2 protein-coding genes are annotated in these 2,617 nt (G+C 65.8%); both read right to left on the minus strand.

Annotation, left to right across the window (positions count from 1 at the left end):
- Positions 1 to 216: 216 nt before the first annotated feature.
- Positions 217 to 1,011 carry an IS21-like element helper ATPase IstB gene (gene istB, locus PHI64_RS23520; RefSeq protein ID WP_296404272.1) on the minus strand — a complete coding sequence of 265 codons (795 nt, stop codon included), beginning with the start codon at positions 1,009 to 1,011 and terminating at the stop codon, positions 217 to 219.
- On the minus strand, positions 1,004 to 2,503 hold the full coding sequence (gene istA / locus PHI64_RS23525; protein ID WP_299888856.1) for an IS21 family transposase: 1,500 nt from the start codon (positions 2,501 to 2,503) through the stop codon (positions 1,004 to 1,006). Before istA ends, istB begins: the two co-directional genes overlap by 8 nt.
- Positions 2,504 to 2,617: the final 114 nt, after the last annotated feature.

Consider the following 2,617-nt stretch of genomic DNA (forward strand, 5'->3'; position numbering starts at 1 on the left):
TGTCCGTACCGGCTGAATTTTGACCAGGTGTACCGGTTGAAATTTGACCAGGCCTGATAGCCGCTTGTCATTGGTGCGGCTGTGGATAAGTCTATCCCAGATTTCCTCCCTTTCTGAAGCGTTGTGGTTGCCCGGCATTCGTCGGCTAAGGCTGGGGGGGCGCGGGGAAATCCGTGGAGGGCGTAGCCCGGAACGGATTTCCCCGCGCGGCGGCGCTCAGAACGGCTCGGCCGGCTTGGACCGCCGGGTGTGCTCCCGCGCTTTGATGCGGGAGGTTGCCGTGGCGCTGCTATGCCGGAAACGGTAGGACTCGTTGCCGGTCTCGACGATGTGGCAGTGATGGGTCAGGCGGTCCAGGAGCGCCGTGGTCATCTTGGCATCGCCGAAGACGCTGGCCCATTCCCCGAAGGCGAGGTTGGTGGTGATCATGACGCTGGTGTGCTCGTAGAGCTTGGAGAGCAGATGGAAGAGCAAGGCCCCGCCCGCCTGGCTGAAGGGCAGGTAGCCGAGCTCGTCCAGGACCACCAGGTCGACGTTCAGGAGGCTATGGGCGATCCGCCCCGCCTTGCCGACCGCCTTCTCCTGCTCCAGGGCATTGACCAGATCCACGGTAGCGAAGAAGCGCACCCGCCGGCCGTGCCGGGCAATCCCGGAAACGCCCAGGGCGGTGGCCAGGTGCGTCTTGCCGGTACCGGGACCACCGATGAGCACCACGTTGTGGGCCACCTCGGTGAAGGCGAGGTCCGCAAGCTCGCTGATCAACCGCCGGTCCACCGGTGAGGACTCGAAGTCGAACCCGGCCAGGTCCCGGTGCAGCGGGAAGCGGGCCGCCCGCATCTGGTAGGCGATGGAACGCAGCCCCCGGTCATCGCTTTCCGCTTGCAGGAGATGCTCGACCAGCCAGCGGGAGGCATCCAGGCTCGCCCCGCCTCCCTGGGCCACCAGGTCGGCCCAGGCGCTCGCCATGCCGTAAAGCCGCAAGGATTTCAGTTCAGCGCCGAGGTCACGCATGGTCGGCCTCCTTCCGGCGCAGTCGGTCGTAGCGGCCGGTGTCGGCCAGCGGGGCCTCCTTGACCTGCAGGAGCGTGGCGACGGGTCCTGGGGGCAGCGCCGAGTTGAGCCGCCCCAGAACATTGAGGATGTGCTCGGCACTGACCAGGCCGGACTCCAGCACCAGATCGACCGCCACTACAACGGCCTCCAGCCCGGCCCGGGGGACGGCAGCGAGTACCTGGCTCATCACCCGGTCTCCGCCTTCGCGTTGAAGGAGGAGCCGCTGCAGGCGCCGCAAGGCTTCCGGTAGGTCACCGAAGGGCGCGCCGTTCCGGAGTACGCCGGGTTTCCTTTCCGCGAGCCCGATGTAGTGCTGCCAGTCGTAGCGGGTCTGGCCCCGCTCGAAGAGCCGGGGGTGGCTCGCCACCACAGTATCGCCATGGACGACTTCCACCCGTTCCGGGTAGAGGCGCTTGCTGATCAGCTTCCCCGCCAGTTCGCAGGGCACCGAGTAGTGGTTGCGGGCAATGCTCACCAGGCAGGTGCTGGATACCCGCCCGGCCTCTTCGACGTAGCCGTCAAAGGGGGTCACCATGGGCATCAGGTGGGGCGCTTCGTGCTCCAGCATCTCGGCAACCGTCAGTTCCCGGTACTCGGGGTGGCGTACCTCCTGCCACAGAACCCGGCAGCGCCCCAGCAACCAGGCGTTGAGTTCGGCGAAGCTGCCGAAGCGGTGTTTCCCGGCCTCCTGCCAGATGCGCCGCCGGCTGTCCTGGACGTTCTTCTCCACCACGCCCTTCTCCCAGCCCGACGCGACATTGCAGAAGTCGGCCTCGAACAGGTAATGGGAGCACAGGGCGCTGAAGCGGGCATTGACTACCCGTCCCTTGCCTTTCTTCACCTTGTCCACGGCGGTCTTCATGTTGTCGTAGATGCCCCGCCGCGGGATCCCGCCCAGGGCCAGAAAGCTCCGGGTGTGGGCGTCGAACAGCATCTCATGCCCCTGGCTGGGGTAGGCCACCAGGACGAAGGCCCGGCTCGCGCACAGCTTCAGGTGGGCCACCAGGAGCTTCCTCCACACCCCGCCGATGACCAGCCCTTCCTCGCTCCAGTCGAACTGGAAGGCTTCCCCTAACCCGAATTTCAGGGGAACGAAGGCGCGGGTCGGGGCGCGGGCGCCAGCGTCCTGGTGCCAGCGCCGGATGAAGTCTGTCACTGCCGTGTAGCCGCCACCGTAGCCCACCGCCTTCAGTTCGGCGTGGAGCACGAGCGCCGTGCGCCGGTCCCGCTTCGGTCGATGAGCGTCCGCTTCCAGGGCTTGCCGCAACGTGGCTTCAAATGCCGCCAGTTTCCCCGTTGGACCTCGCCGCCGGTACTTGGGCGCCACCGCTTGCGGCGCCACAAGCCATTTCTTGATGGTGTTGCGCGACAACCCCGTCCGCCGCGCTATCTCCGACCGGGACAACCCGTCCCGGTAAAACATCCTTCTGATCCTGCCCAACATCTCCATGGTGATCACCCCGTTTCCTCTGCCTAAAAATTAGGCAGGATAGGTCAAACACCCTGGTCAGTTTTCGGCCGGTATACACCCCTTTTGCTGGTCAGTTTTCGGTCGGCGTCAACA

It is taken from the genome of Zoogloea sp. (assembly GCF_028689785.1).
Lineage (GTDB): Bacteria > Pseudomonadota > Gammaproteobacteria > Burkholderiales > Rhodocyclaceae > Zoogloea.